This window comes from Candidatus Cyrtobacter comes (assembly GCF_034470605.1).
GTDB lineage: Bacteria > Pseudomonadota > Alphaproteobacteria > Rickettsiales > Midichloriaceae > Cyrtobacter > Cyrtobacter comes.
Genome location: NZ_JARGYT010000091.1, coordinates 1 through 4,713 on the forward strand (window position 1 = coordinate 1; position 4,713 = coordinate 4,713).

The window sequence follows — 4,713 nt, forward strand, 5'->3', positions numbered from 1 at the left end:
TTCGCTAAACTCAAAGAAAATCGACGCTTAGCATTACGATTTGAGAAATCCGATCTCTCTTTCCTTGCCTTTATAGCTTTAGCATCTATTAAATACAACCTTTGTTAACAGTGCCTACTGCTTAATAAGATAAATTTATATTAAAATTTATCTAGTATAAGATATAGCGAGCGTGAAATTCACGAGATATTGGGTTCTCAAAACAATATTTCTAATTTATACAATAGCAAGAAATGATGGCGCATTTTGCTCAATATTTCTAGATTAAGAGATGAGTTTTAGATTAGGACGCGCCAATGCTTTCTTTATTATATTTCTATAAAGTAGAGAGGGAGAAATGTATGGTCTCCCTTATCAGTATATCAATATATTGCGTTGTTTATATATATAGGAGAGGGTAGCTGCGTTACTACGGGAAAATTTTTTAATTTATAGTGAAAAGCCTTTAAAATATCGTGAGCATTGTAGCTCTCGCCAATGTATGCTCCGGCTATAGAGCTATTATAGTTGTTCAGTTCGTCCTTATGGAATAGTTGTATTGGTGAGGATGGTACCTTATCAGATGAAAAGTGTTGTATGTAAAATCTATCCCTACCGGCTTCAGAGCTAACAATTGAATTACATTCTTTTATATAAGCAAAAATTTCTAAAGTGCTAATCCCATATATCGCAGTGTCATAAACTGCGTTGATAGCATATGCAGCAGACATTCCGACTCTAATACCTGTAAAGCTCCCAGGCCCAACCGTTACAACAACAATAGAAAGGTCACTGTAAGAGATTTTTGCCTCATTTAATACTTCGTCTATTAGTATATTTAGATTGCTTGCATGCTGATTTTCTTGAGATAAGATCCTAAAAAAAAACGAATCGCCGCACTTCAATGCAACAATACATTGCCTTAAGGCTGTATCAATAAATAAGATGCTCACTTTCTATACGGATTAATTCATTATATTTACATACCCTTTCCGTTCTACAGATTGAGCCAGCTTTTATATAATCTGCTTCTAGGCCAATAGCTAAATGTGAGAGTGAGACATCCTCTGTTTCACCAGACCTGTGTGACGCTATAATCTTATAGCCGCTTGCCTTTGCGGCCTCCGCCGTCTCTATTGTTTCAGTTAATGTACCAACCTGATTCATTTTGATGAGTATAGAGTTTGCAATATTCATTTTTGAATATTTATCAAATAACTCCTTATTAGTTACAAAAATATCATCACCTACCAATAATATCTTTTTTCCTAATAATTTTGTAGCTTCTACCCAGCCATCTAAATCACGCTCGGAAAATGGGTCTTCCATGCTGATGATCGGATAATCATTCACTAGTTTTGTATAATAAGAAAGCATTTCTTGCGTTGAGAGTTTTTTGTTCTCAAATAAATAATGATCTTCCTTAAAAAAGGAGTTTGCCGCACAATCTAAAGCAAAATAGACCTTTCCCTGAAACTCAATTGCACTTTCTGAAAGAAAGTCTAGCGCTTCCTTGGTATTTCTTAAGGTTGGTGCAAACCCACCTTCATCACCAAGTGCGGTACTATATCCATTTTTACTCAACAAATCTCTCAATTTGTAAAAAATCTGATGAGCTACTTCCATTTTATCCATAAATGTTCCCTGGAAGGTGGGTAATATCATGAATTCCTGTATATCTAGCTCGTTTTGAGCATGCTCTCCTCCGTTTATAAAGTTTAACATTGGAACAGGCATTTTTCTTATTATATTATTCCCCAATATACCAAGGAAAAGCTTTGGCTGAATTGCTTTTGCAAATGCAAGAGAAATGGCTAAAGTAGTATTTGCGCCAAGATTAGATTTATTTTTTGTGCCATCTAAAGCAATTAGAAAATGATCTAACGCCTCTTGTGTGTCAAAAATTCTATTACTTAAACTGTCTGCTAAATACGTATTTACTGAGTTAACTATACGGTTAACGCTTTTTCCTCTAAAGCAAGTAAGGTCACCATCTCTTTTTTCAATAGCTTCCATTAATCCCAGTGACGCGCCACTGGGAACTGACGCCCTACCCCATGCTCCAGTATCAAGATAAAGATCAACCTCTATAGTAGGATTCCCCCTACTATCCAATATCTGCCTTCCAATTATTCTTGATATCTTATGCATTAACCGAAGAAAAATTTTATTTCTCTCTGCGCTGCGTCCTTAGAATCTGAGCCATGAATTGCATTTTCATCTATACTAGTTCCATACTTTTTTCTTATTGTTCCATCTTTTGCATCAATTGGGTTGGTTGCCCCCATGAGCTCTCTGAATTTTTTAATCCCATCAACATGCTCAAGGACACAAATCAAAACGCTCCCAGATGTCATGTAATTTACCAACGAAGGAAAAAACGACCTCGAGCCGTGTTCCGCATAAAACTCCCTGGCTTCCTGTTCGGAAAGTCTCTTTTCGAGGCTCTTCACCACATTAAATCCTGCATTCTTTATTTCCGCCTCTATCCCAGATACGTAGCCATATTTAAACGCATCAGGCTTTATTATACATAAAGTTCTTTCCATCTTACAAATAAGAAAAAATATGCGCGCATGTTAACAAATAAAATGCGTTAATTGCAAGCACCATAATTCCTAATTTATATAGAGTAAATTAATAAAATCACATAACGTAATTGAAATATTTAACATGTGTTATGTTAATGGGTATTATGTAGATTAAGTTCTGTATCTTTTAGTGATCTATGGAGCTGATAATGTTTTATACTAAATTTGCAAGATAACACATTGCGCGGATCATAAATGTTATCTTTATTATCTCAATTTTCGCAAACTAATAGTGAGTGCATTTTATAATTATATGCTTTATAATGTCATGCGAACCCGCAAGGCTTATGGCTGAGGCGGACTTACTTACGATAACTTTACAATATGAAACTACAAGGTACAATAAAATGGTTCGATCCTACAAAGGGTTATGGATTTATTGAGGTGAATGGGAAATCAAAAGATGTGTTTGTACACATCTCAGAAGTCGGGAGAGCTGGTATATCGACTTCTAACTTTGTTAATGGCCAAAAGGTTGAGTTCGAGATAGCGATTTCTAACAATAAGGAATCTGCTAAGGCGCTCAGGCTACTTTAGTAGGGTGGGGGATATTTTCTTTCATATATAGCCTATTGGTTGTGTTCAGTCGCTTTATACCTGCTTGGGTTAAGCGCTGAACACCTATTCATAGACTCTGCTAGCGGCTATGTACTTTAGCTTTATGATTTCATAAATACTTAAACTGAAAGACGTTCGCTATTGTGAGTTAAGTTGAAATTTAGGCATTTAAGTATTTGCATGAAGTATTGTATGGATTTATCGAATTCGTCAATTCTTTTAATAATACCGCTTTTTATATTAAGTAAAAGCTTTTCGGCTAGATTCTGATCTTGTGAGTATAGAGAGGGTTGATTTATAGATCAGTCGTCATAAAAGAGTTATATAGCTAACCTTGTAAATATTTTATTTATATCAAGTTACCATTTCTCTATAGATACAAGGTATCTACAAGCAAATCTCAACTGATTTTATTTTGGGTTTTTAAGCTTTAAGCTTAAAGCTTAAAGCTTATGCCGATACCTAATAGCTGTATAGGGCCAAAGCAGATCTCTTTATGAAAAGTATTATTATAAGTAACGCTAAGTGTATTTTTGCTTGTATGGATAAAAGAATACTCAAATAGTAGATTTATTGAATCTGTTAATACTATTTTTTTACCAATGGTAATGCCAAAAGATGGTACTTTCTTTTCGCCGTAGAGATTTTCTGATATGCCATCACCTGATATATTTGCGCAATATAAAAAGTCTCCTATTAAAAAAGCAGCATAAAAATCATTATATATATTTAACCGTTTTAGTGAGACTAGCCTCATATGTATGCTCTCTTCTAAATTTTGGCTTTTTGCATTGCATAATAAATATAAGACACTAAAGCTAACATTAGTGCTAATTTTCATGCCAAGCTCAAGGTATTTAGCAGAATTCTCACCAAATAATACTGATGATGTAAGTATTTTATTCTCATATTCCAGGCTGATTTTAGGTATAAAAAAGCGTTTTGCAGATGAGTTTATTTGATGAATCTCTGGTGCTCTATATGTATTAGCAGATGCATTGCTATTTATGTTATCTTCGAATGTATAACTACTGGCCTTTTCATTTTTAGGAAAATCCTCCGGCGGTTTATTATCATGTTGGTTTATAAAATCCTTGGTTTTGTTGTTATATTCTCTTTTGCCTGATTCTATTTTCTGGACTAAATTATCTATTAATTCTACTATATCTTTCTGAATACCGCATTTTATGCTTCTATACCGCTGGTGGCTATCTTCGGATTCGTTATCTGTATTAAGTTCTATAAGTGTATTTTCGGCGCTTCGTACATCTTGAAATGCCATACCGAATTCCTTTTTCATAAGATATTCTCCATCAAACATAAATGGATATTTCTCTTTTTGTACTTCTAAATATATATTAATTAATTCTTTTCTCTTATTTCGATAGATCGTATCTATATCGAGCTGATAGTTGGACAGCCTGCAGTTGGCATGTAAATACCGGACAAAGCTATTGACAAATATAAGAAATAGTACAACACGTGTTAGGCACTGTTAACAAAGGTTGTATTTAATAGATGCTAAAGCTATAAAGGCAAGGAAAGAGAGATCGGATTTCTCAAATCGTAATGCTAAGCGTCGATT

General features: G+C 34.3%; 5 protein-coding genes. 1 reads left to right on the forward strand and 4 read right to left on the reverse strand.

Annotated elements, in window-relative coordinates:
* Nucleotides 1-362 precede the first annotated feature (362 nt).
* From tsaB to ndk, 3 genes are read right to left on the reverse strand one after another with little or no spacing between them, the layout of a single operon-like run.
* Nucleotides 363-884: a tRNA (adenosine(37)-N6)-threonylcarbamoyltransferase complex dimerization subunit type 1 TsaB gene (tsaB, locus tag Cyrtocomes_RS05270; protein WP_322498145.1), complete on the reverse strand. Its 522-nt coding sequence runs from the start codon at nucleotides 882-884 to the stop codon at nucleotides 363-365.
* Between the two features lie 28 nt (nucleotides 885-912).
* The gene (gene eno / locus Cyrtocomes_RS05275) at nucleotides 913-2,130 is read right to left on the reverse strand and encodes a phosphopyruvate hydratase (protein ID WP_322498146.1); all 1,218 of its coding nucleotides are present in this window, start codon (nucleotides 2,128-2,130) and stop codon (nucleotides 913-915) included.
* Nucleotides 2,130-2,528, reverse strand: a complete 399-nt coding sequence (gene ndk, locus Cyrtocomes_RS05280) for a nucleoside-diphosphate kinase (RefSeq protein WP_322498147.1) — start codon at nucleotides 2,526-2,528, stop codon at nucleotides 2,130-2,132. The genes eno and ndk overlap by 1 nt, the downstream gene beginning before the upstream one ends.
* A gap of 366 nt (nucleotides 2,529-2,894) precedes the next feature.
* On the opposite strand from ndk, the gene Cyrtocomes_RS05285 reads away from it, so the two are divergent.
* On the forward strand, nucleotides 2,895-3,107 hold the full coding sequence (locus Cyrtocomes_RS05285) for a cold-shock protein (protein WP_322498148.1): 213 nt from the start codon (nucleotides 2,895-2,897) through the stop codon (nucleotides 3,105-3,107).
* A gap of 457 nt (nucleotides 3,108-3,564) precedes the next feature.
* On the opposite strand, the gene Cyrtocomes_RS05290 is transcribed toward Cyrtocomes_RS05285, so the two are convergent.
* On the reverse strand, nucleotides 3,565-4,428 hold the full coding sequence (locus tag Cyrtocomes_RS05290; protein ID WP_322498149.1) for a hypothetical protein: 864 nt from the start codon (nucleotides 4,426-4,428) through the stop codon (nucleotides 3,565-3,567).
* Nucleotides 4,429-4,713 lie beyond the last annotated feature (285 nt).

Bases quoted from the DNA above. Each gene is read 5' to 3' on its own strand.
- eno (WP_322498146.1), bottom strand. From the start codon at position 2,130: ATGCATAAGATATCAAGAATAATTGGAAGGCAGATATTGGATAGTAGG.
- ndk (WP_322498147.1), bottom strand. From the start codon at position 2,528: ATGGAAAGAACTTTATGTATAATAAAGCCTGATGCGTTTAAATATGGC.
- Cyrtocomes_RS05285 (WP_322498148.1), top strand. From the start codon at position 2,895: ATGAAACTACAAGGTACAATAAAATGGTTCGATCCTACAAAGGGTTAT.
- Cyrtocomes_RS05290 (WP_322498149.1), bottom strand. From the start codon at position 4,428: ATGAAAAAGGAATTCGGTATGGCATTTCAAGATGTACGAAGCGCCGAA.